Genomic DNA, 22,983 nt, shown 5'->3' on the forward strand with positions numbered 1-22,983 from the left:
CAATTGGTGCTTAGCTTTAAGCGTTTCACTAAAATGCAGTACGCCCCAGAGGTAACAAGCGATAACTAAGCAATCTGATGTTGCGAGATGGACGTTCTTTCGGTTTTGAACCTCAAGGGGAACACTCGTTTGATAAAGCGTCTCAATGGTTGTCAGTAAATAAACAAAAACTTTTGGAAGTGTGCTATTATAAGTCATATAAGTCGTGCGCTTTCTAATGCTTAGTGGTTTAAGATTAGGATAGCACGACTTATTTATTTTCCAATGAAATTAACTAGCAATTCGGGTTTTGCTATTGTTTCAGGCATTTAATGTTCCTCCTTTTCTTGTTCTAAAATTGACAGGCTCATCTTTAAAAAGAGGGCCCAATCTTCGATAAATTGTTGCGTTCTTTCTTCTCCCATCGCCTTAAATACGTTTGAGATGCGAGTGATGATCCGCGTGCGTCGTTCTTTTGTTTCTCTTCGTCCTTTATCCGTCAGAAAAACTAAGATTTTTCTACGGTCTTCTCTTGAAATTTCTCTTGAAATCATTCCTTTTCCTTCAAGACTGTTGAGGATACTTGCAACACGTGCGGTACTTGTTCCAATGTATTTCGCAATATCACTCGGGACGATCAAAGCGCCAGCATTTTTGTATAAATAAACCAAAACAAGTGGTTCACCTTGTGAATTTTCATTGAGCTTTAGTAAGACTTTTTTCGCGTCTTTTTGCTTCATACATGAGAAAAAATCCTCCGCTGCTTTTGTATAATCCATGCGTTTCCTTTCTGAAAAAAATAGTTTTTCGCTAACCTCATTTTATTGCTAACGGTGTTACTTGTTATATCCTACTCCTTTCTTTGGGGATTGTCAATCATTTAAAACATTTTTTTGAAAAAAAAAAGGAAATTATCCTTTTCCTTTAAATAATTCGCGATAAGCTTCTGGTGTTCGGATAAAATTTAAATCTACATCTCCTGAATACCCACTGATTTTGCCACGACTGGTGTATTGTTGCATGAGATAATTCAAGTTCGTTTTAGGAGAAGCATCCCAAGTCCCTGTATTTCTACCATAATCCGCCATCCAGATGGCATTAAATTTACTTGTATTAATTTTATTTTCTGTGATGAACCAGTCTTGTGCGTAAATGCCAATTTTTTTAGCGCCAAGTTTTGAGAGCTCTGATCGAAATGCTTCAATGCCGACGTTCATGTTGGGCATATTTGTTTCTTCAACATCTAGCCAATAATAAGTTGGGGCATATTTTTTCGCATGTAGGTAAAATTGTTGCGCTTGTTTTTTCATTTGAGCCACTGTTTTTCCAGAAACATAAGCATAAACAGCAACAGGCACATCTCTTTTTTTAAAGGCACTCAAGTGAGCGCCATAATACTTATCCTCCCCCGATGCTTTGGCGGATCCGTCTCCTTTTCCTGGTGTTGCTTCAACGCGAATCACCGCTCCAATCACTTGTTTTGAGAGGAGGTCATAGTTAATCTGATCTGGCGGTTGCCAGCCTGAAAGATCAATGACGGGTTTATTGAGATTAGTGGTCGGTTTATTTTCTTTTGTTGGGGATTGATTTTTTTGTATTGTACTTTTAATTGGATCAAGAGTAAAATCGGGTGAAAATCTTGTCATTCCTAAAAGAATGAGCATTCCAATCATTGCACATGTGAAAAAAATCGCACTTAACGCATTTAATTTTCGCCTCATTATTGTTTTCTTCGTTTCTTTTTATCAATTTTTTTGAAATCTATTGTATCAAATTTTGATGCTTATTCAAAATCTTCTGCAAGTAAAAACTCAGCAAACACTTCATTTCCGAGCTCAAAACCTTGATTTGTGAGTCGGATTGTTTTTTCATCATCTACTAATAAACCACGTTTGATGTATTTTCTCACCACATCACCATACAATTCATCAAAATTGCGATGGAACTTTTCTTCAAATCTTTGAACATTGACGCCTGTTTTTTTACGTAATCCAAGAAACATTTCTTCTTCAATTTTTTCTTTTTGAGTCAATCGTTCTTCGTGGACGCGTTTATTTTTTGCTTCAATGTAGTGATGAATGGGACCATGATTTTTATACCGGATGCCGTCTAAATACCCGCTTGCTCCAGCTCCGATTCCGTAATACTCTGCATTGTCCCAATAAGTGAGATTGTGTTGGCTTTCAAATCCTGGTTTCCCAAAATTCGAAACTTCATAATGATTATAGCCTTTTTTACTTAAAGTATCAACGATATACTCATACATGTCGGCATTTTTATCCTCATTCGGCAGTTTTAGCATCCCTTTGCGTTGGCGATTCATAAAAATCGTGTGATCTTCTAAGATTAAACTGTAAAGCGCAACGTGTGGAAGATCAAGCGCTAAAAGCTGCTTGAGATCTTCTTTTACCATACTCATCGTTTGTGTGGGAAGGGCATAAATCAAATCAATCGTGATATTTTTAAATCCCGCGTTTCGGAGCTTTTGTATGGCTTCATAGACTTGTGCTTGCGTGTGCGTTCGTCCAATTTTCTTTAAAAGGCGATCATTAAAGGTCTGAACACCAAGTGAGATGCGGTTGACTGGGGATTGTGCTAGGACTTCAATCATTTCGTCGGTCAAATCTCCTGGATTTGCTTCGACAGTAAATTCTGTCAGTACTGACAGATCAAGCGAAGCTGTCAGCGCTGACAATAATTTTTTCATTTGCTGAGCACTCAGTGCAGTCGGCGTTCCTCCACCAATATAAAGCGTTTTGAGCGTTTTAATTTGGTAAGTCCGGTATTGTTCAATCACTGCGTCCAGATATTCCTCTACGGGCTGACCTTCAAGAAGGACTTTTGCAAAGTCACAATAATAACAGATCTGTGAACAAAATGGAATATGAACATAGGCAGCTTTGGGATGATTCAAATCAATTTCTTCTTTCATTTATGATGCTTTTTTTGCAACCTGAAATTTCCGTGTTTCAAATAACAAACAAAAACTGAGTCCTAGTCCGATGAGATAGAGTGGAAAAGCAATTTCTACAAAACTCCAAGCTTTGATTTCTGTGAAGCTTGCAGCTGCTGAGAGAGCTGAACCAAGATAGAGCCATCCATTTTCTGTTTCCGGAAATCTCCATCCTTTCACAAGTGTCGGAAGAGCTGCTAATGCATCTGCACTTAAGGATAAGAAAATCGCGACATTCGCATCTTGAGTTAATGCCCAAGCAATGAGCGCCAAAATCGAACAGCCGCCACAAAGCAAATCAAAAACTGTGACTTTCCAGTAAGCGGATGGATTAAAAAAAGATGCGAAAAAGATAAGAAGAGGACCTAAACCTGATGCAAAAACTGGTAACGTAGCCCATGAAACACCCGCAGAAAATGATGCAAAAGCACTGATTAATGGTGCAACAGCCCAGATGAGCCATGTAACTTTATTGGGTTTTACACTTCCTTTTAACGTGGCAAATAAATAAAGCCCTGAAAACCCCAACGCAACAAGTGCTCCAACAACGACAATCCAATGCAATGTTCTTCCTCCTTTTTGTCAGTACTGACAAAATTACTTTTATTTAAAATCCAGTCCAAAACTGAATTTTAAAACACAAAATAAAATGGAAGCGCTCAGTTCATGAGAAACTACCATTTTTGACCTTATTTATATTGTAGCACAGACTGTCCATTTCTTCAACTATATCTTTTCAATCCATCAGAAATGAAAAGCGTTGAATTGAAAAATCCTGATAGGCTTGAAAATAAAGACTGCAGCTCGAAAGATCCACTGCTGCGCGATAAATTGTGTACGTATCAGATCTACCGTCTGATTTCGGAGTGGTCACACTGTTTAAAATATGCCACGTTTCAATCACATTTTGAACTTCATCTTTTGGTGTGACGGCACGTTCTTTAAGCACTGTCGCCCTCACAAAACGACTGGTTGGCGTAAATCCACCTGGCATCACTGTTTTTCCAGAAAATTGTCCATCTGAAATCTGATTAAGCCCCCTTTTTTCTGATGTAAGCGTCAAATAAGGCGTGAGTTTTTCAATTTCTCGCTCCAGTTTTGGTGCATTTGTGACGACGCCAATCGGATTTTCTTTGACTATAAACGTCTGATTGATTGGCTCAATGGAGATCATGCGTCCCGTGCGATCCGTTGCAGAAAAATGCAAATCATTTCTTCCAAATTTAAAATCCGAAAAATCATCCGTCATTAACTGAAGAAAATCAAGTTGCTTGATCAAATCTGCTACAGACCGACATTTTCCAAGTGCCCACAGTACAAATTCAAACGGAGCAATCGCTAAATGATTTGGTTTTTTTGTCAGCTGATAACTGGACGCATTTGAAAAAGTGAGTTTTTGGACAGACAGTCCATATTCATTTACTCCATCAGAGAGATCGACGCTGCCGTCATCAAGATTTTTTCCCACGCCTAAAATTGCATAAGTATTTTGTATTTTTTGTTGATCATAAACGGTTTTCCACTGATAATTTTTGGGGAGCCTGAGTGGATTTGGACGATACTCATGCCAATCCATCGTTCTTGCAAATAAAATGCTCCCATCGCTTGCCTTCATTTGAATAGATGTACACATCACTCGATTATATCATACTTTTTCTCGCTACAAGAAGTATTGCTCTATAAATCCCACAAAATTGGGCGGTAAGCCTTTGTGGGATTCACTTGTAAAATCGTAAGCCTGCGCATTAATTTATTTGTCAATTCTATTGCTCACACAGCTTTGAAGAATCATTTATTTGCACGATTTCAAAAATTGCTACGTGGGTGCAGTGACGGATCATTTTTAGATGCACACTTAACGCAATAAACCCACTTTCTCACGTCTCGTCTGGACTTTTTTACGATCCAGCGCTTTCGTAGGCTTGAATTCCACGATTCCAAAGAAGTAAAGCCAAAATCATAGCGATGATGGAAACGATTATCAGCCCACCGATATTGAACAAAGAATTATTTCCCGTCAAAAAATAATGCGCGGGATAGTAGGCGGTGAAGGCAAAGGGAATGATAAAACTGACAATAAAACGCACGCCGCGGTTGAAAATCGTGAGCGGATACTGGGTGAAATTATTCATCGAATAAACCAGATAAGTCACGGAATTCGACTGTTTGAGCCAGAAAGCAACGCTTGAAGCGGCAATTTTGATAGCAGTATAAATGAGTGTCGCAAAAGGAATGCTGATGATAAATAAAAGTATCTTTGTCGCTGTCCAGTCAACACTTGCACTACTTGTGATGAGCAATGCAATCCCGATAATGAGCTCGCCCAGCGCATCGAGCTGGAAAACTTCCATCATCACATGGAGTAATGGGTTCATGGGGCGTGTCATGTATTTGTCAAAATCGCCTTTATACACTAAGCGCTGCCCGACTGCCCAGAGATTGTCGGTTAGCAAATGGTCAATGCCGCGCGGAATCAGCGCAAAACCGTAAATGAAATAAATCTGTGAGAGTGTCCAGCCGTGCAGAGACGGAATTTTGCTCATCAAAACACCGATGAAAAGGAGCGAGAGTCCTTGGCTCAGCGAAAATCCGATGAGTCCTGTGATGAAATCTGCCTTGTACTCCATGAGTTGCTTGAAATATTGCTTGATAAAGACGCGTTCAAGTCTGAAAAGTCTTTTCATATCAGATTAACCTCCTTGCACGGTCAAATGACCAATCACAGCCCGCCAGATGATTTTTGACAGAACATAGAAAAAGATTGCCCAAAAAGCCTGTATGACAAATGCAATCAGGAGCTGATGCGGATTGTAACGGCCGAGATAAATCATAATCGGAGTGTAAATCAGTGATGCAAAGGGCAAAAATGAGAAAATACTGGCGACAAGTGGCGGGAAAAATGCCAGCGGAATGAGCGTCCCTGAGAAAAAATTAACAATCGTGCTTTTCATGTTATTTGCACCCCAGAGATTCTGAAAAATGAACGCCGTGAAACCAAAACACAAGTCAAAATAATAGCTGATGAGATAGCTAAGGAGACTACTCAAAACAAAAAGTGCGAAATTTCCAAGATGAAATGCAAGAACTTGCGGATGCGTCAGCTGAAAAGTCACAATCCCACCTAGTAGAATGACGGTCATAAAGCCAACTTGCAGGAGTTTTGAACCGATTTCCTCGAAAAAGTAGGTCAGCGAGTAATTGACTGGCTTTAGCAAACGCATCGCAATCGACCCATCTTTGATTTCTTGCCCGATATTTCCACTTGCATAAGAGGCTGTCAGCGTTGCGAGATAAAAGCTGAGAAAAACGTAAATAATCATCTCAGGCAAGGTAAAACCGCCAAGATTTGGGCTGGTACTGCTTGAAAATACTGCACGCCAGAGAAAATAAGCAACCAGCGCAAAGGTTGCATCAGCGAGTCTGTAAATCAAAAAATTCCCTTGATAGGCGAGGACTTCTTGGTAACCCGCACGAAAAAAAGGCAGATAAGTCCTGAAATTAGAGAGTTTTGGCATCTGAAAGCTCCTCCTTTCTGAAGAACCTGCGAATGATGTCCTCAATATCCGCACCTGTGACAGACACATCTTTGACAGGTGCGACAGCGAGCGCTTGGGCAATCAGCTCTGGTGCAGTGATTTGGCTGCTGTCAAATTTGACAGAAACCGTGAGGTCATTTTGTTCGATTTTGACAAGTTTGTCAGGGATTTTGTCAAATCTGACAGGGATATTTTCTGACAATTCAATCGTCAGCGTGTGTGTTTTTCCGTATTTTTCTTTCAATTTTTTGACAGAACCGTCAAAAATCGCAGCACCTTTGTCAATCATGAAAATCCGGTCGCTCAGCAATTCAATATCGTTCAAATCGTGCGTCGTCAGGATAATCGTCGTCTGTTCTTCCGCATTTATCTGCTGAATTGCCTGACGAATATTGTCCTTGACCGCAACATCAAGCCCAATCGTGGGTTCATCGAGAAACAAGACTTTTGGAGAATGCAAAAGACTTGCCGCAATATCTGCGCGCATCCGCTGACCGAGTGAGAGCGTGCGCACAGGGTCTTTGATGAAATCTTGTAAATCTAGCACTTCATTCAAAAATTCCATGCGCTTTTGATACTGCGCATCTGGCACTCTGTAAATTTCTTTTAGCACACCATAAGTCTCTGACAGCGGCAAATCCCACCAAAGCTGCGTGCGCTGTCCGAAAACGACACCAATGTCGCGGACATAATTTTTACGGTCTTTCTGCGGAATTTTACCGTTGATTTGACAAAAGCCTGATGTTGGCGTGAGAATGCCTGTCAACATCTTAATTGTCGTTGATTTTCCTGCGCCATTTGGCCCAATAAAGCCTAAAATCTCGCCTTTTGGCACTTCAAATGTCAAATCCTTGACCGCTTCGAAAATCTCAAATTTCGGGTGAAAAAGCGATTTGACAGAGCCTGTCAGCCCTGACTGTTTCACAGTTTTTTTGAAATTTTTCTGTAAGTGATTGACTGTAATCATATTTTCAGTCATCGTTGCTCCTTTGCTGGTTAGTGTTTGTCTTGACAAGTCAAGACAAAACTGATAGGCCTAGTCTATCAGCAAATTTTCTGATTATATTATACCCTAAAATTGGATTTTTTTCTTCTGTGCGATCAAAGAAATCCACCAATCTTCACTTTTTTCTCTCAAAACTCAGTCCAGATTTTCTGTCAGTACTGACAGAAAAAAAAGACACCTTTGTGCCTTTTTGTCAGTGCTTATTTGTAAATATCAAGCAAACCAAGGAAACTGTCAGCAACGAGCGATGCGCCACCTACGAGTGCGCCATCAATATTTTCTTTACTCATCAATTCTGCGACAGTTTCAGGTTTTACAGAACCACCATATTGGATACGAACTGCTTCTGAAACATTCTTACCGTATAATTTTTCAACAACAGACCGAACAACACCACACGTTTCATCAGCAATTTCGGCAGTCGCTGTTTTTCCAGTACCGATAGCCCAGATTGGTTCGTACGCAATGACAAGTTTAGAAACTTGTTCAGCTGACAATCCTTTAAGTCCAGCTTCGATTTGATTTGAAACCCATTGTGCTGTTTTTCCAGCTTCAAAAGTTTCAAGCGTTTCACCACAACAAAGAATTGGTGTCACACCAACTTCAAACAAAGCATGTGCCTTTTTGTTGATGTCTTCGTCTGTTTCGTGGAAATATTCACGACGTTCAGAGTGACCGATGATTGAATATTCAACTCCTTCATCAGCAAGTGATTGAGGTGAAGTTTCACCAGTGAATGCACCTGAATTTTTGAAATAAACATTTTCAGCAGCCACTTTAAGTGGATTTTTTCCACGGTGATGTACCAAAGGTACAAGATACATTGCAGGTGCAGCAATAGCAACTTCTACTTTATCTTCTGAAGGCAATTTGCCGTCAATTTGATCCAAGAAGGCTAACACTTCTTTGAGGTTTTTGTTTAATTTCCAGTTACCTGCGATAAAAGGTTTACGTGATGACATCTAAGTTTCTCCTTTTTAAACTTTGTTTTGCAAAGTTTTATGTCGATAAAACACCAAAGTGTTTACAATTTGAACAATTTGTTCATTCTTACATTTATAATTTTATCACAAAGTGCTCAGTTTGTCAGGCATAAATATCAATTTTTACAGGCGTAAGCGTTTTTTTATTTCATCTTTTTTATTGACTCAACATTCGATTTCAAGATTGCTGCAGATTTTTTATAGTGTTCAAGTTCTTCATCCAATAAATCCAGTATAAGCACTTCACGTACCCCTTTAGCATCAATCACTGCAGGAGCACCAATATATACCCCAAAAACGCCATACTCGCCACTCAAATAAGTAGAAACAGGCAAAATTGCTTTTTCATCTCGCGTAATCGCCATCGTCAAGCGTGCCAAAACGGATGCAATCCCATAAGACGTATTTCCTTTTCCATTAAAAATATCAAAACCAATCTCACGCACACGACGATCATAATAATCAAAGTCAGCGAGGGCATTTTCAGGATGTCGCTCAAGCCAGGTTTTCAAAGATAATGCACCAATCATCATCGTGGACCACGCAGAAAAACTCGAATTCCCGTGTTCTCCAAGAACATATCCGTGTATATTTTTAGGACTTACATCAAGATTTTCAGCAATCATATCTTTTAGACGTGCCGTTTCAAGCAATGTTCCTGTCCCAATGATTTGCTTTTTAGGAAGTCCAGAACATTCAGCAATGACTTGTGAAATCACATCAACTGGATTTGAGGCCACTAAAAAAATTCCGTTAAATCCAGAAGCCATGACAGACATGGTAATGGTTTGAATCATTTTCACATTTGCTTCAAGAAGTTTGAGACGATCTGGTTTTTCATCAAACGTGGCCGCACGCGCATTCGCTGTAATCACAACAATATCCGCATCTCGACATGTATCATAATCTGCCGAAGTGATTTTTTTAGGCGAGGTGGATAAATACGGCACCGCATGAAGCAAGTCCCAAGCATTCGCCTGTGTTTTTTCTTTATTCAGATCAATAATTGCGATTTCATCTACTAAATCCCCTGCAACAAGGGTGTTCGCATAGGTCATCCCAACAGCACCAGCACCAACGATTGCAACTTTACTCATGTTTTCTCCTTAATAATGATGTTTGAGCATTTTATTTATTGATAGGCCCTTGCAAGCACTTCATCTGCTTTCATTTGAGCGATGAGACTTTCCATGCCATCAAATTTAATCATGTCACGAATTTTATCCAGCCAGAACACCGTCAGATTTTCTCCATAAATATCCAAATCAAAATCAAAAACATGGACTTCGATCGTTTTTTCTTTAACATCAAAGGTTTCGTTATATCCAATTGATGCAAATCCACGATGGCGCATGCCTTGAATCAAAACATCAACAGTATAAACTCCTGCACTTGGAATATGGATATAATCTTTAATGACAAGATTTGCAGTTGGATAGCCTAATTGACGACCACGAGCAAAGCCATGAACCACAAGCCCTGTCGTTTCATACGCATAACCAAGCAAGTCATTTGCGTGTTTTATTTCTCCTTGATGAATTGCATTTCTAATCCGCGTGGATGAAATTTTTTGCCCATCTTGTGACACTTCGGGTACGCGGATCACTTTGTATTCTTTTGTTGATTCCAACGGTTTCATATCTGATCCCGTCTTGTGATCAAATCCAGTAATTACGACTTTTGGATTGAATTTTGAAATAATTTTTTTACTAAATTCAGTAGTCGTAAGTTTTGAAAACGATGACGTCATATTCTTAAAAATTAAATAATCAACGCCATTGTCAGCAAAGAGAGCCGCACGTTTTTGATCACTCGTTAACTTTAAAAGCATCTCTGGTTCGTATTTTTGAAAAGTCAAGCTTGGTTTTTCAGGAAAAGTCAATACAACAATTTTTAAATTTAACACAGCAGCGACTTTTCTTGCTTGTGCAAATAAGGCCTGATGCCCACGGTGGAGCCCATCAAAATAACCTAACACAAGCACAGACTGCTCATCAAACGCGGTCATCTCATCAAATTCTAATATTTCCATGATTTATGTCATTTAACCAAATACTTTATTTGGTTTCCATTCTCCTTTATTTTCGGGGTGCTTCATATACACCGCCACGAGTTTTTCATTATAAAATGCAGCAAATTGAGAAACTGTCAGCGCTGACAGTGCTTGAAAATCAGTTTCCTGAAATTTTTTTCCAACGATTGCTGCTTCATATTGTTCACGCGTGAGTGGGACACGCACAAGATCAGACACCGCCAACTCAATCGGATAAAGACACTCTGATAATCGATTTTCATCTCGCATTTTTTCAATATCAGACAAAGAAAGTGCAGAATCAAGCTTTAGTCCATTGGCTGCTGTACGTTCCAATCTTGACATGTGCCCAGGTAAATTTAATTTTTTGGCCAGATCAACAGATAGCGTTCTGACATAAGTCCCCTTGCTGCATGCCACTCGAAAAGTAAAATGTGCACATTTTTTGTCAGCGTCATATTCAATCGGACTTGTGCGCACAAACTCATAAATCTCAATCTCTCGTGCAGGACGCTCCACTTCAATACCAGCTCGTGCATACTCATAAAGTTTTTTTCCTTTAATTTTTACTGCTGAGTACATTGGAGGAACTTGCTTGATTTTTCCGTGCATCTTACTCATCGCGTCATCAATCTCTTTTTCACTCGGTGGTGTCAAAATTGGAATGTGCTGGATGATTTTTCCGTGTGCATCCTCAGTATCTGTCGCACTTCCTAGTGTGACTTCTCCCTCATACACTTTTCCGGACGCTTCCATGTATTCCAATAAACGCGTTGCTTTTCCAACAGCAATCGGCAAAACACCCGTCACCTCTGGATCCAGCGTCCCACCATGTCCTATTTTTTTTGTTTTTAATATGCCTCGAAGTTTCGCAACCACATCAAAAGAGGTCCATCCTGCTTCTTTATAGACATTGATTATGCCATTTAAATTTTCATTCATCGATAAAAATTATATCATTTTTTTAAGCAAAATACCGCTTTCTAATTTCTTTTGCGATACAAGAAAAAGCAGTGCCTTTTATCACTCCTTTTTCTAAAACGTTCTGATTATTTTATAATCCTTTTAATTCTGAATATCTAAAACAAGTTTCTACATGATCATTGATCACTCCAATCGCCTGTAAATACGCATAAATGATCGTCGTTCCAACAAATTTAAATCCTCTTTTTTTCATCGCTTTACTCATGCGATCAGACAGTGCATCACTTGCAGGAACCTCACTTTCATTTTTAATGTGATGTTGTACTACTTTTCCATCTGTAAAAGACCAAATGTATGCATCGAACGTACCAAACTCTTTAATAATGTCACACACGATTTTTGCGTTTTGGATGGCTGCATTAATTTTTAATTTATTGCGAATAATTCCTGCATTTTGGATGAGTTCATCCACTTTTTTTTGATCATATGACGCTACTTTTTTGATGTCAAATTGATCAAAAGCTTCATAAAAATGCTCTTGTTTGTTTAAAATCGTATTCCAAGAAAGTCCCGCTTGATTCATATCTAACACTAATTTTGCAAAAAGTTCTTGATCATCGTGTAAGGGAGTTCCCCAAAATTCATCGTGATAGTGCTCCATTTTTGGTGAAGATTCACACCAAGCACAACGTTTTTTCTCTGGCATTATCGTCTCTTTTCTATAATTAACATAATTTTTATTCTGTTAATTAATAAAATTTCTTTTTCCAATCTTCATTATCAATCTCATAATAGAATTCTGATGCCACTCTTTGACCCAACATCATCTCTGCCATCTCAATAAAACCTGACGAGAGTTTTTCTTGGGGAAGATGATCCAGATCAACCCAAAACACTTTTCCTTCTGGTGTTTCTTCACGCAGTTCACCTGAAAAATCTTCTGTGCAATAAAGAAATACGATATAACGTTTGTTTTGATCTTTTTCATACCAATCTTTAATGCCACAAGATTTGAGATTTTTGATTGAAAGCCCTGTTTCTTCTTTGATTTCTCGAATTGTTGATAAAACAACAGATTCTCCTTTTTCGACATGACCGCCTGGAAAAGCGATCCCGCACCAAGATTTTACGCGTTCTTGAACCAAAACTTTATGATTTTTTCGATCAATCACAGCAGCCATGTTCGTTAACTCTACCTGCTCAAGGGGATGATGACTCATCTATCTTAGTCCTTTCTTTCAATCGGTGCCATTGCTGCCAATAAGCGCTTCATTCCGATCTCTGGGAAGTTAATTTTTAGTTCCATATTTTTTCCAGTCCCTGTGACAGAAAGAACCATCCCTTCACCCCATTTTTTATGGACAGCAGTATCTCCAATTTGCCAGTGAGTTTCAGATTTTGATGAAACCGTCTCTTTTGAATTTGCAAACGGATTGAGGCGTGCTTTTCGATCATGTATCGCATCTAGCATTGCCATTCCTGAGCCGAACTGTGTTGTGCCATTTGTGTTTTTATAACTTGCGTTAAAACTGGTATTGGCTTTTCTTGCAAGACCTGCATAGTCTATTAGTTGATCTTCAATTTCCGAAATAAAGCGACTTGGGCGATTATAACTGGATTTTCCATACAGGACACGCTGGTTTGCATTGGTAAGATAGAGCTGTTTTTCAGCACGTGTGATTCCAACATAGGCTAGCCGTCGTTCTTCTTCAAGTTCTTCTGGATCTTCATTTGCCCGTCCAAGTGGGAAAATGTTTTCTTCCATACCAATTAAAAAAACGGTTGGGAATTCAAGTCCTTTTGCGGCGTGAAGCGTCATAAGTGTGACTAAATCTGAATCTTCCTCTCCTGAGTCTGTATCTGCAATCAAACTTAGATCATTCAAGAAACGGCTCAATTTTTCAAGTCCTGTCTCAATGATTGGCTCAGCCGTGGTCACGTCAGTAGGAACTTCATCTTTTTCATCAAAATGTTTTGTAACGGAAAGAAATTCTTCGATATTTTCGATTCGGGTCTGACTTTCGATCGTGCTTTGAATGCTTAAACTTTCTAAATAGCCTGATCTTTTGAGGACTTCTTCGACCAATGCTGTGATGGTTAGCGTTTTTGTTTTACTGCGCAAGAGATCAAACATCACCCCTAAATCAAAAATGGCGCCAGCAGCTTTTCCGCGAATATCAGAAAGCGTAATGTCCAGTGTGGCATTTTCCATTGATTTTTCCTTTTGCGTTGCAAATAAACGAAGTTTTTCAACGGTTCCAGGACCAATCCCTCTTTTTGGCTCATTAATAATGCGCTCAAAACTCATATTATCAGATGGATTTGCAATCACATTGAGATATGCGATGACGTCCCGGATTTCTTTTCTGGAGTAAAATTTCGTTCCTCCAACCATTCCGTAAGGGATATTTGATTTCATGAAGGCTTCTTCAATGTTTCGAGACTGTGCGTTGGTGCGGTATAATACTGCAAAATCTGAGTATTTCTTTTTCTCGATTCGGACTTGTTCAATAATTTTTTGTGCTGCAAAAAGCGCTTCATCTCGCTCATCATTGGCACGATAATAGACAATGTTTTCCCCTTCATTATTTTGAGTCCACAATTCTTTTGGCCTACGATTCACGTTGTTTTTTATGACATTATTTGCTGCTTGTAAGATGGTTTTTGTTGAGCGATAATTTTCTTCGAGCAAAACAACTTTAGCTTTCGGGTAATCTTTTTCAAAATCCAAAATATTTTGCATATCTGCGCCTCGCCACCCATAAATCGACTGATCAGCGTCACCAACAACGCAAATATTTTGAAAGCGTGAAGCTAAAAGCTTAACCAATTGGTACTGTGCGTGGTTGGTATCTTGATATTCATCCACATGAATGTACTGGAATTTTCCTTGATAATAGGCTAAAACATCTGGATTCTGATCAAATAAACGCAAGGTTTGCATGATAAGATCATCAAAATCCATTGCTTCTGATCTTCTCAATTCTTTTTGATAAGCTTTGTAAACGCGTGCTGTCAGTAGTTCATACGGATTTCTTGCATTGGCTTGTGCTTCATAAGCTGCTTCGTCTAATAAATCATTTTTGGCGTTTGAAATACTTCCTAAAAGTGTTTTTGGGTCCCACTTTTTAGGATCAAGATTCATTTCTTTCAAAATCCTTTTCATGAGTGTTTTTTGTTCACCTGGATCGACAATCGTAAAATTACGATGATAACCGATATGATCCGCATCACGACGTAAAATTCGAACGCACATGGAGTGAAATGTTGCAATTAATGTATCTTGTGCTTGTGGAGTAAGTGATAGCGCACGTTCCCTCATTTCACGCGCCGCTTTATTTGTAAATGTGATTGCTAAAATATTCCACGGATTGACCATTTTTTCATCAATTAAATAAGCAATCCGGTGTGTCAAAACTCGTGTTTTTCCAGATCCAGCACCAGCCATAATCAAAAGTGGACCTTGTGTCGTTTGAACAGCGAGTGCTTGTTTTTCATTCATTCCTTGGAGTAATCGATTCATTTTTCTTTCCTTATTGAGCAAAATTCATGCTTTTTCTAAAAATATCAGCTTCTCTATTATACCACGATTTTTCATATCCTCAACTTTTCTTATTTATTGACAAAGCGTGCGCTTAGGGATATAATCGGCTTATGGAAAATAAATTTTTAGTGCTACGCGAGGCACTTTTGAAAATGGAAGTGACTTCAGTTTTGACTGCACAAGCATTGACGGGACTTTCAAGACAAGAAATCATTGATTTTGTCAGTGCGGACAAAACATTGCGGATTTTTGACAATGAAGCTGGTGTTTGGCTCAATGAAAATGCGATTGGACACTGTTAAATGGTTCTGTCAGTACTGACAGAAATCCTCCTATGCTGCTTCATAAATTAAAACTTTCTGTCAGCACTGACAGAAAGTTTTTAGTTCTTAAATGAGTGAATTGGTGCTGGAATTTGTCCTCCACGTGCAACAAAATCTGCTGATGAGGCTTGATTGACCTCCATCACAGGTGCCACACCAAGCAGTCCACCAAACTCGATTTGCTCACCTGCTTTTCCGAGTGGAATAATGCGTACCGCGGTTGTTTTTTGATTGATGACACCAATCGCAGCTTCGTCAGCAATCATCCCTGAAATCGTACTTGCTGGTGTTGTTTCTGGAATGGCAATCATGTCAAGTCCAACAGAGCAAACACAGGTCATTCCTTCTAATTTATCAATTGAAAGCGCACCAGAATTGACCGCAGCAATCATTCCTTCATCCTCAGAAACAGGAATAAACGCACCAGAAAGTCCACCGACGTGTTCTGCTGCCATAACACCGCCTTTTTTCACGGCATCATTGAGCATGGCAAGCGCTGCAATCGTGCCATGAGTGCCCACAGTTTCCAATCCAATTTCTTCGAGCACACGTGCAACAGAATCTCCAATCGCAGGTGTTGGCGCAAGTGACAAATCTACAACACCAAATGGAACATCCAAGCGTTCACTCGCCATTTTTCCAATTAATTGACCGATTCTTGTGATTTTAAAAGCAGTTTTCTTGATGGTTTCGGCAACCACATCAAAGCGTTCTCCACGAACTTTTTCCAGCGCCCGTTTGACGACTCCTGGGCCAGAAACACCAACATTAATCACGACATCTTCTTCACCAACGCCATGAAATGCGCCCGCCATAAAGGGATTATCTTCGACAGCATTCGCAAAAACAACTAATTTGGCACAAGCCATCTTATCTGCTGCAGCCATTTTTTTGATTGTTTCGCCCATATCGCGCACTGCGGTCATGTTAATGCCTGCTTTTGTAGATCCGACATTGACTGAAGCACACACACGTTTTGTTTGAGCGAGTGCTTTTGGCAAGCTGTCAATCAAGATTTTATCGCCTTTTTGATAGCCTTTTTGGACCAATGCAGAAAATCCACCAATAAAATCAATCCCAATCTCATGTGCGACTTTATCCATTGCGAGTGCTAATGGAGTGTAATCTGTCGCATCGCTCGCTGCGCCAATAATCGAAATCGGAGTGACTGAAACGCGCTTATTGACAATTTTAATGCCCAATTCTTGCCCAATTTCATCGCCGACGCTCACTAGATTTCCAGCTTTTAGAAGAATTTTATTATAAATTTTCTGAGCGGCAACATTAATATCTGGATCAATACAGTCGAGCAAACTTATGCCCATTGTAATGGTCCGAATATCAAAATTTTGCTCATCAATCATCGCTAACGTTTCTTTAATTTTTTGAATTTGCATCGTTATTCTCCTCAATCAAAGCTCGTGCATCGCATTAAAAATCGCTTCGTTTTGAATATGCACAGTCACGCCCAACGTTTCTCCTTTTTGGCCCAACGTGTTTTGGAAAGCCAAAAAATTCTGATCCGCTTCAAGCGACACGACCATCATCATTGTAAACGCTCCGCTCATCAACGTTTGTGAAATTTCTAAGATATTTGCATTTAACTCTGCCAATGTGGCCGTAATTCCTGCAACAATACCGACTTTATCAGCCCCAACAACTGTAACAACTGCGCGCATAAGTTCTCCTTTTTTCTATCCCCTGTTTTGTCAGTACTGACAGAATTTTAAAAATTTTTTCTTTATTATACCATTTTTAACGCGTGAGCGGATGTAAAAAAGTCATTTTTCAGCTTTTTTTACTTGAAATGTTCGGATTATGTTCAATTTTGCACAAAAAGCCTTTCTGTCAGTACTGACAGAAAGGCTAAATTCATTTTAAAGTCGTGATATTTGCAATTTTATACGCTGTACTCGTCAATTTAAACTTATCTTTTAGTCCTGGCGTAATATAGACTTTGTCATTTTTATCCACGAAAACTGCCTCAACGTTTTTCATTTTTTCAACTAACGCGTAGCCTTTTTTTGTTCCTAATCCGAAAATTGTTGAAGACAAACCATCACCGTTCGTTGAATTTTTACCAGAAATCAGTAAGGTAATACTTGCAATGTCATTATCAAAAGGATAACCTGTTTTGGGATTGAGTTCATGTGAATATTTCACCCCATCAACAGTCAAATACCGCTCATAAATCCCTGAGGTATTGACGTGTTGATTTGCAGCTTGAAGAATTCCCATCTGCGCACCTGTTGGATCATTTGGATCTTTGATACCGATTCTCCAAGGTTGTGTGGCTCCGCGCGGAGAATCCCCAATCACATAAATCGAGCTGGATCCTAAATTGACAATTCCTGTCGTCACGCCAGCCTTTTTTAGTTGATCCACCATTAACATGGCGACATAACCTTTTACGATCGATCCTAAATCAAGTTGTGTGCCCTTGTGTGTCAATTCAATTTCATGTTTTGCATCATTAAACGAAATGAAGCGATAGTTAATCGTAGGAAGGACCTGATCAATCTGTGCTTGTGTCGGTTTTTTTGCATCAGGAAATCCAATATCCCAAAGTTTTGTTAAACTTCCAATCGTCACATCATACCCACTTTGCGGATATTTTTCAGAATAACTCACGCCATCTTTAATTAACTGATAAACTCCTTGATCGACCTTTACCGGCTTTATTCCAGCATTTTTATTGATCAAATCAATTTGCGAACCGGATTGATTCACTGTGGTCAGTGCATTATACTTTACAGGAATTTTCAGTGCTTCATTGACCGCTTGCGTTTTTCCTTTATCATAAACCGTGACTTGAATAAACGTTCCCATCGTGGTTGCATCTTTTGTAATGGGTGTTTTCAACAAATCACGTACAGGATGTTGCGCTTGATTTTTTCCACACGCACACAAAAGAACAAGACTCATCATGAGACTTAAAAATAAACTGACTTTTTTCATTTTGAATTCGAGTATCGAGCGATTTCTTTTCAAATTGCTTTTTCACCTCTCCATCTGATTAATTTAATCCTTTATTTTCACTCTTTCTCATCTTCCGATTGAGTTGCAGCTTCAATCAGACGCTCAAGTGAGCTGTCAGTACTGACAGCATCATCTAAGTTTATGCCATCAGCATCAAGCTCAAGCTCATCCGCTTCACGCTCAGCATCAACCAAAGCAAAGGTCACAATCTGTGCATCATCGTCAAGTCGCATCACTTTCACACCTTGAGCACTTCGTCCTGTTTGTGAAATATTTTGAACGCTGGTTCTGATAATGACTCCTGTATCAGTGATTACCATAATGTCCTCATCACCATTGATCGCAGAAAGTCCAGCCAATTTACCCGTGCGCGCGGTGATATTCATGACTTTAATTCCCTTACCACCACGACCTTTTGTAGGATATTCTGAGGCTAATGTTCGTTTTCCAAGTCCATTTTCAGAGATTACAAGAATTTCTTGTCCTTCGTTGACCGTTGATGATCCAACAACAAAGTCACTCTCGCGCAAATTGACCCCTTTTACTCCAGTTGCAGAGCGTCCCATATCGCGTACAAGATTTTCTACAAAACGTACAGAATAGCCATTGTGTGTTCCGATAATGATTTCATCTTCCCCTTGCGTCAAAAGCACATTAATCAACTCATCCTGATCGCGTAAATTCAACGCTTTTAAGCCATTCGTTCGAATGTTAGTAAATTGATTTAAGTTCGTCCGTTTCACGATTCCAAGACGCGTCGTAAAGAAGAGATACCGCTCAATTTCAGAATGTTCAACATTAATCACTGTTGCGATTTTTTCATCTTCATCAAGTTTCAAAAGATTAACAATCGGAAGTCCCTTTGCACTTCGACCGTATTCAGGAATTTCATATCCCTTCATCCGATACACGCGTCCTTTATTTGTAAAGAAGAGCAGATAATCATGGGTTGAAGTCGAAACTAAATGTTGAACAAAATCATTGTCACTCATTCCCATCCCTTGGACCCCACGTCCACCACGATTTTGCGCACGGAATTCATCATTTGCAAGGCGTTTAATGTATCCTTTGTTTGACAAAGTAATTAAAACATCTTCTTCTTCGATCAAATCTTCGTCTTCAATGGTCAAAACATCCCCGACTAAAAGTTCTGTTCTTCGCTCATCCGCAAATTTACGTTTAATTTCTTCCATTTCATCTCTGATGATGCGTTTCACACGCTCAGGTTTTGCTAAAATATCCGTCAAATCCGCAATCAAGGCCAATAGATCTTGATACTCTGCTTCTATTTTATCACGTTCTAACCCAGTGAGTCGACGCAAACGCATATCCAAAATCGCTTGAGATTGTTTTTCTGATAGGACAAATTCTGCCATCATTGTTTCTTGAGCAATCGCATCTGTTTTAGATTCCCGAATAATGCTTATGATTCGATCAATATGATCAAGTGCGATTCTGAGTCCTTCTAAAATGTGCGCCCGCGTTTCAGCTCGATTTTTATCAAATTGAGTGCGCCGTGTAACGACCTCAATCTGATGTTCAATATAATCCACTAAAATCTGCTTAAGTGAAAGGACTTTTGGCACACCATTTTCAATCGCTAACATATTAAAACCAAACGAAGTTTGTAAACTCGTCAATTTAAATAAATTATTCAAAATCACTGCTGCTGACAAGTCTCGACGCACTTCAATGACTACTCGAATCCCTAAACGATTCGATTCATCACGCACCGCAGTCAACCCGTCTATCCGTTTTTCGTGATTTAATCGAACAATGTGTTCAACCAATTTTGCTTTGTTCACCATATAAGGCAGCTCTGTAATCACAATGCGCTCTTTACCGCCGGAAAGTTCTTCAATGTGCGTTTTTGCACGCACCGTGATTGAGCCTCGTCCAGTCTCATAAGCACGACGGATCCCAGCTTTTCCCATCACAATTCCACCCGTTGGAAAATCAGGTCCAGGAAGCACATTCATCAAATCAGAAAGTGTCGCATCAGGATTTTCCATCAAGAGATCCGCAGCATCAATTGTCTCTGCCAAATTATGTGGCGGAATGTTTGTCGCCATCCCAACAGCAATCCCCGTCGTTCCATTCACTAAAAGATTTGGAAAACGTGCCGGCAAAATCACAGGTTCACGCTGTGATCCATCATAATTATCAACAAAATCAACCGTGTTTTTATTAATGTCACTCACTAATTCAAGTGCTAATTTGGACATCCGCGCTTCTGTATAACGCATCGCAGCGGCTCCGTCACCGTCCATCGACCCAAAGTTTCCGTGTCCATCAACAAGTAAATGCCGATAACTCCACCATTGAGCCATCCGCACCATCGCTTCATAAATCGAAGAATCTCCGTGAGGATGATATTTCCCCATGACATCTCCGACGATACTTGCTGATTTCCGATGCGGTTTATCAGGAGTGTATCCTCCATCAATCATTCCATAAATAATTCGGCGGTGGACTGGTTTAAGACCGTCTCTGACATCTGGCAAAGCACGCGCAACAATAACGGACATCGCATAATCGATGAAACTCGTTCGCATTTCTTTTGCAAGATTGACTGTTACAACATTTTTATCTTCCATGTTTCCCACTTTCAAAGCAAAATTTAACAAAAAGGAATAAAATTCCGCTTGTAAACATACTTCTTCTATTATATCAAAAAAACTGATTTTTTGCGACTTTCTACTAATAACTCCCTTTTGTTTTCGTGATAAAATTACAAAACATTGTACGTTGTTTATTTCATCATACACGTTTTTCAAAAATAAAAAAGCGTTTCATACGCTTTTTAGACTTTTGGAATAAATAAATTTCCAAGTGTTGCTGCCATGACTGCTTTAATGGTGTGCATCCGATTTTCTGATTGCTGAAAAACAATGGAATGTTCTGAATTAAAAATTTCATCGGTAACTTCAAGTTCATTGAGGTTATATTCCCATTTAATTTCTTTCATCACCGTGGTATTTAAATCATGAAAACTTGGCAAACAGTGCATGAAAACAAAATCTTTATTGATGATTTTATCTGTCATTGCACGATTAATCTGATAAGGCAATAATGCTTTGATTCTTGCTTTTGTTTGATCTTCTTCTCCCATACTGACCCAGACATCTGTATAGATGACATCTGCTTTTTCAACAGCATCCACATCACATCGAATCGTTATTTTACTGCGTGATTTCATAGCTAAATCACGCGCAAGATTTTGAATTTCCTTTGTTGGCTGCAATGCTTCTGGCGAGACGATTGTAACATTAACTCCCAAAATCGCTGCTGTAACAAGAAGTGAATTGGCGACATTATTTCGTCCATCCCCAACATAAACCAAATTAATATTTTGAAGTGTTCCAAAATGTTCTTTGATGGTCATAAAATCAGCCAGCATCTGTGTGGGGTGCCAAGCATCCGTCAGTCCATTCCATACAGGTACACCCGATTCTTTTGCTAAAATTTCAACATCTGATTGTTTAAATCCACGAAACTCAATGCCATCAAACATCGCACCAAGGACTTTTGCAGTATCAGAAATGGATTCTTTTTTCCCAAGTTGAATGTCGTGTGGACCTAAAAATTCCACATGAGCGCCTAAATCTTGAGCGGCAACAGTAAAAGCAGCACGCGTTCTCGTTGATGTTTTTTCAAAAATTAACGCGATATTTTTGTCCGTTAAATAGTGATGTGCGATATTTTGTTGTTTTAATTTTTTTAGATGAATGGCAAAATCAATGAGATAGAGCAATTGATCTTTTGTGAAGTCGATTTCTTTTAAAAAGTTTTTTCCTTGAAACATGTGATTTCTCCTATTTATTGGCTTGTGAAAGGGCGTAATTTTTTTTGACGGATTGATCAATTGCGCCATCTTTTTGCAATTGATCAATCACAGCATCTACTTTTGATTTGAGTGCTGATGAGTGTTTTGGCAGTGCAACAACCATTCCTGAGCTGTTTGAAAGTTCAGGCAGGGTGATCTTTGCGATCATTAAATCTGGATTAACTGAAACAAAACTTTCTGCACTCATTTCCTCCATGACGGAGCCTGCAACTTGACCACTCTTTAACTCATTGACTTCATCGCCCATCTGTGAGAGTGAAATTGCAGTTGTTTTTAAGAGTTTTTGTTGCGTGAGCTGCTCTTGGATGGTTCCTTTTTGAACTGCCAATTTTTTCCCATCCAAATCTGAAAGTGTTTTATATTTATTCACATTTGATTTTTTTATCAAAAGCACATTTGCAGTATGATAATAAACTTTGGACAAATCATACGTTTTTGCTCGAGCGGGTGTATATGAAATATCAGAAATCGCCATATCTACTTTGCCCATCCCAAGATTTGTGAGGACATTATTGAAATCCATGGTTTGAAATTTTACTTTTACGCCCAGTTTTTTTCCAATGGCTTGAGCTAAATCAACATCTGATCCTACAATTGTATTTTTTCCATTTTTAATGGTTTGATACTCAAATGGTGGATCATCTGGCGACATTGCGATGGTTAAGACTCCCTTACTTTTGATCTTGTCAAGGCTCGTTTGAGGGGATGATTTTTGACACGCGCTTAGCATTCCGATTGCTGATAACACGATTGTCAATTGAATGAGTTGTTTTAGTTTCATATTTTTGTCCTCTTGATTTATAATTATACATCATTTTTGAATATTGTCAAATATTTATTCATTATTTTGAGAAAAAATTCAGAAAATAAAAAAAAT

General features: G+C 39.1%; 22 protein-coding genes and 1 pseudogene. 1 reads left to right on the forward strand and 22 read right to left on the reverse strand.

What is annotated here, in order from left to right; all coding sequences use genetic code 11:
• The 16 genes and pseudogenes from GHI93_RS04090 to pcrA form a co-directional block, all read right to left on the reverse strand.
• Positions 1-198 (reverse strand): annotated as a pseudogene (locus tag GHI93_RS04090) (IS982 family transposase); the annotation flags it as partial.
• A 110-nt stretch (positions 199-308) separates the two neighbouring features.
• Positions 309-758 (reverse strand): MarR family winged helix-turn-helix transcriptional regulator, encoded by a 450-nt coding sequence (locus GHI93_RS04095; RefSeq protein WP_170272385.1) that lies wholly within the window; start codon positions 756-758, stop codon positions 309-311.
• Positions 759-890: 132 nt separating this feature from the next.
• The gene (locus GHI93_RS04100) at positions 891-1,700 is read right to left on the reverse strand and encodes a GH25 family lysozyme (RefSeq protein WP_153495805.1); all 810 of its coding nucleotides are present in this window, start codon (positions 1,698-1,700) and stop codon (positions 891-893) included.
• A gap of 62 nt (positions 1,701-1,762) precedes the next feature.
• Positions 1,763-2,911, reverse strand: a complete 1,149-nt coding sequence (gene hemW, locus GHI93_RS04105; RefSeq protein ID WP_153495806.1) for a radical SAM family heme chaperone HemW — start codon at positions 2,909-2,911, stop codon at positions 1,763-1,765.
• Positions 2,912-3,496, reverse strand: a complete 585-nt coding sequence (locus GHI93_RS04110) for a hypothetical protein (RefSeq protein WP_153495807.1) — start codon at positions 3,494-3,496, stop codon at positions 2,912-2,914.
• Positions 3,497-3,668: 172 nt separating this feature from the next.
• On the reverse strand, positions 3,669-4,565 hold the full coding sequence (locus GHI93_RS04115; protein WP_153495808.1) for a choloylglycine hydrolase family protein: 897 nt from the start codon (positions 4,563-4,565) through the stop codon (positions 3,669-3,671).
• 265 nt (positions 4,566-4,830) lie between these two features.
• On the reverse strand, positions 4,831-5,616 hold the full coding sequence (locus tag GHI93_RS04120) for an ABC transporter permease (protein ID WP_153495809.1): 786 nt from the start codon (positions 5,614-5,616) through the stop codon (positions 4,831-4,833).
• A 6-nt stretch (positions 5,617-5,622) separates the two neighbouring features.
• On the reverse strand, positions 5,623-6,447 hold the full coding sequence (locus tag GHI93_RS04125) for an ABC transporter permease (RefSeq protein ID WP_153495810.1): 825 nt from the start codon (positions 6,445-6,447) through the stop codon (positions 5,623-5,625).
• Complete coding sequence (locus tag GHI93_RS04130; protein WP_281347477.1) at positions 6,431-7,447, reverse strand: ABC transporter ATP-binding protein; 1,017 nt, start codon at positions 7,445-7,447, stop codon at positions 6,431-6,433. The genes GHI93_RS04125 and GHI93_RS04130 overlap by 17 nt, the downstream gene beginning before the upstream one ends.
• A gap of 227 nt (positions 7,448-7,674) precedes the next feature.
• Positions 7,675-8,436, reverse strand: a complete 762-nt coding sequence (gene tpiA, locus GHI93_RS04135; RefSeq protein ID WP_153495811.1) for a triose-phosphate isomerase — start codon at positions 8,434-8,436, stop codon at positions 7,675-7,677.
• Positions 8,437-8,600: 164 nt separating this feature from the next.
• On the reverse strand, positions 8,601-9,554 hold the full coding sequence (locus GHI93_RS04140; protein WP_153495812.1) for an L-lactate dehydrogenase: 954 nt from the start codon (positions 9,552-9,554) through the stop codon (positions 8,601-8,603).
• Positions 9,555-9,589: 35 nt separating this feature from the next.
• Entirely contained in the window at positions 9,590-10,489 is a 900-nt protein-coding gene (locus GHI93_RS04145; RefSeq protein WP_153495813.1) for a bifunctional riboflavin kinase/FAD synthetase, read from the reverse strand.
• A gap of 12 nt (positions 10,490-10,501) precedes the next feature.
• Positions 10,502-11,431 carry a tRNA pseudouridine(55) synthase TruB gene (gene truB, locus GHI93_RS04150; RefSeq protein WP_153495814.1) on the reverse strand — a complete coding sequence of 310 codons (930 nt, stop codon included), beginning with the start codon at positions 11,429-11,431 and terminating at the stop codon, positions 10,502-10,504.
• A gap of 112 nt (positions 11,432-11,543) precedes the next feature.
• The gene (locus GHI93_RS04155; RefSeq protein WP_153495815.1) at positions 11,544-12,119 is read right to left on the reverse strand and encodes a DNA-3-methyladenine glycosylase I; all 576 of its coding nucleotides are present in this window, start codon (positions 12,117-12,119) and stop codon (positions 11,544-11,546) included.
• 43 nt (positions 12,120-12,162) lie between these two features.
• On the reverse strand, positions 12,163-12,633 hold the full coding sequence (locus GHI93_RS04160) for an 8-oxo-dGTP diphosphatase (RefSeq protein WP_153495816.1): 471 nt from the start codon (positions 12,631-12,633) through the stop codon (positions 12,163-12,165).
• 5 nt (positions 12,634-12,638) lie between these two features.
• Positions 12,639-14,936, reverse strand: coding sequence for a DNA helicase PcrA (pcrA, locus tag GHI93_RS04165; protein ID WP_153495817.1), 2,298 nt, complete (start codon positions 14,934-14,936; stop codon positions 12,639-12,641).
• 131 nt (positions 14,937-15,067) lie between these two features.
• Between pcrA and GHI93_RS04170 the strand changes: the two genes are divergently transcribed.
• Positions 15,068-15,259, forward strand: a complete 192-nt coding sequence (locus GHI93_RS04170; protein ID WP_153495818.1) for a hypothetical protein — start codon at positions 15,068-15,070, stop codon at positions 15,257-15,259.
• Between the two features lie 80 nt (positions 15,260-15,339).
• On the opposite strand, the gene GHI93_RS04175 is transcribed toward GHI93_RS04170, so the two are convergent.
• From GHI93_RS04175 to GHI93_RS04200, 6 genes are all read right to left on the reverse strand, one after another.
• On the reverse strand, positions 15,340-16,677 hold the full coding sequence (locus GHI93_RS04175) for a PFL family protein (RefSeq protein ID WP_153495819.1): 1,338 nt from the start codon (positions 16,675-16,677) through the stop codon (positions 15,340-15,342).
• Positions 16,678-16,692: 15 nt separating this feature from the next.
• Entirely contained in the window at positions 16,693-16,959 is a 267-nt protein-coding gene (locus GHI93_RS04180) for an ACT domain-containing protein (RefSeq protein WP_153495820.1), read from the reverse strand.
• A 193-nt stretch (positions 16,960-17,152) separates the two neighbouring features.
• On the reverse strand, positions 17,153-18,238 hold the full coding sequence (locus tag GHI93_RS04185; protein ID WP_153495821.1) for an FAD:protein FMN transferase: 1,086 nt from the start codon (positions 18,236-18,238) through the stop codon (positions 17,153-17,155).
• A 77-nt stretch (positions 18,239-18,315) separates the two neighbouring features.
• Complete coding sequence (gyrA, locus tag GHI93_RS04190; RefSeq protein WP_153495822.1) at positions 18,316-20,856, reverse strand: DNA gyrase subunit A; 2,541 nt, start codon at positions 20,854-20,856, stop codon at positions 18,316-18,318.
• A gap of 206 nt (positions 20,857-21,062) precedes the next feature.
• The gene (gene argF, locus GHI93_RS04195; RefSeq protein WP_153495823.1) at positions 21,063-22,064 is read right to left on the reverse strand and encodes an ornithine carbamoyltransferase; all 1,002 of its coding nucleotides are present in this window, start codon (positions 22,062-22,064) and stop codon (positions 21,063-21,065) included.
• Positions 22,065-22,074: 10 nt separating this feature from the next.
• Positions 22,075-22,887, reverse strand: a complete 813-nt coding sequence (locus GHI93_RS04200; RefSeq protein WP_153495824.1) for a transporter substrate-binding domain-containing protein — start codon at positions 22,885-22,887, stop codon at positions 22,075-22,077.
• Positions 22,888-22,983: the final 96 nt, after the last annotated feature.

It is taken from the genome of Lactococcus hircilactis (assembly GCF_009601015.1).
Lineage (GTDB): Bacteria > Bacillota > Bacilli > Lactobacillales > Streptococcaceae > Lactococcus > Lactococcus hircilactis.

Excerpts from the sequence above, each read along its gene's own strand:
- GHI93_RS04095 (WP_170272385.1), bottom strand. The coding sequence starts at position 758 with ATGGATTATACAAAAGCAGCGGAGGATTTTTTCTCATGTATGAAGCAA.
- GHI93_RS04100 (WP_153495805.1), bottom strand. The coding sequence starts at position 1,700 with ATGAGGCGAAAATTAAATGCGTTAAGTGCGATTTTTTTCACATGTGCA.
- hemW (WP_153495806.1), bottom strand. The coding sequence starts at position 2,911 with ATGAAAGAAGAAATTGATTTGAATCATCCCAAAGCTGCCTATGTTCAT.
- GHI93_RS04115 (WP_153495808.1), bottom strand. The coding sequence starts at position 4,565 with ATGTGTACATCTATTCAAATGAAGGCAAGCGATGGGAGCATTTTATTT.
- GHI93_RS04120 (WP_153495809.1), bottom strand. The coding sequence starts at position 5,616 with ATGAAAAGACTTTTCAGACTTGAACGCGTCTTTATCAAGCAATATTTC.
- GHI93_RS04125 (WP_153495810.1), bottom strand. The coding sequence starts at position 6,447 with ATGCCAAAACTCTCTAATTTCAGGACTTATCTGCCTTTTTTTCGTGCG.
- GHI93_RS04130 (WP_281347477.1), bottom strand. The coding sequence starts at position 7,447 with ATGACTGAAAATATGATTACAGTCAATCACTTACAGAAAAATTTCAAA.
- tpiA (WP_153495811.1), bottom strand. The coding sequence starts at position 8,436 with ATGTCATCACGTAAACCTTTTATCGCAGGTAACTGGAAATTAAACAAA.
- GHI93_RS04140 (WP_153495812.1), bottom strand. The coding sequence starts at position 9,554 with ATGAGTAAAGTTGCAATCGTTGGTGCTGGTGCTGTTGGGATGACCTAT.
- GHI93_RS04145 (WP_153495813.1), bottom strand. The coding sequence starts at position 10,489 with ATGGAAATATTAGAATTTGATGAGATGACCGCGTTTGATGAGCAGTCT.
- truB (WP_153495814.1), bottom strand. The coding sequence starts at position 11,431 with ATGAATGAAAATTTAAATGGCATAATCAATGTCTATAAAGAAGCAGGA.
- GHI93_RS04155 (WP_153495815.1), bottom strand. The coding sequence starts at position 12,119 with ATGCCAGAGAAAAAACGTTGTGCTTGGTGTGAATCTTCACCAAAAATG.
- GHI93_RS04160 (WP_153495816.1), bottom strand. The coding sequence starts at position 12,633 with ATGAGTCATCATCCCCTTGAGCAGGTAGAGTTAACGAACATGGCTGCT.
- pcrA (WP_153495817.1), bottom strand. The coding sequence starts at position 14,936 with ATGAATCGATTACTCCAAGGAATGAATGAAAAACAAGCACTCGCTGTT.
- GHI93_RS04170 (WP_153495818.1), top strand. The coding sequence starts at position 15,068 with ATGGAAAATAAATTTTTAGTGCTACGCGAGGCACTTTTGAAAATGGAA.
- GHI93_RS04175 (WP_153495819.1), bottom strand. The coding sequence starts at position 16,677 with ATGCAAATTCAAAAAATTAAAGAAACGTTAGCGATGATTGATGAGCAA.
- GHI93_RS04180 (WP_153495820.1), bottom strand. The coding sequence starts at position 16,959 with ATGCGCGCAGTTGTTACAGTTGTTGGGGCTGATAAAGTCGGTATTGTT.
- GHI93_RS04185 (WP_153495821.1), bottom strand. The coding sequence starts at position 18,238 with ATGAAAAAAGTCAGTTTATTTTTAAGTCTCATGATGAGTCTTGTTCTT.
- gyrA (WP_153495822.1), bottom strand. The coding sequence starts at position 20,856 with ATGGAAGATAAAAATGTTGTAACAGTCAATCTTGCAAAAGAAATGCGA.
- argF (WP_153495823.1), bottom strand. The coding sequence starts at position 22,064 with ATGTTTCAAGGAAAAAACTTTTTAAAAGAAATCGACTTCACAAAAGAT.
- GHI93_RS04200 (WP_153495824.1), bottom strand. The coding sequence starts at position 22,887 with ATGAAACTAAAACAACTCATTCAATTGACAATCGTGTTATCAGCAATC.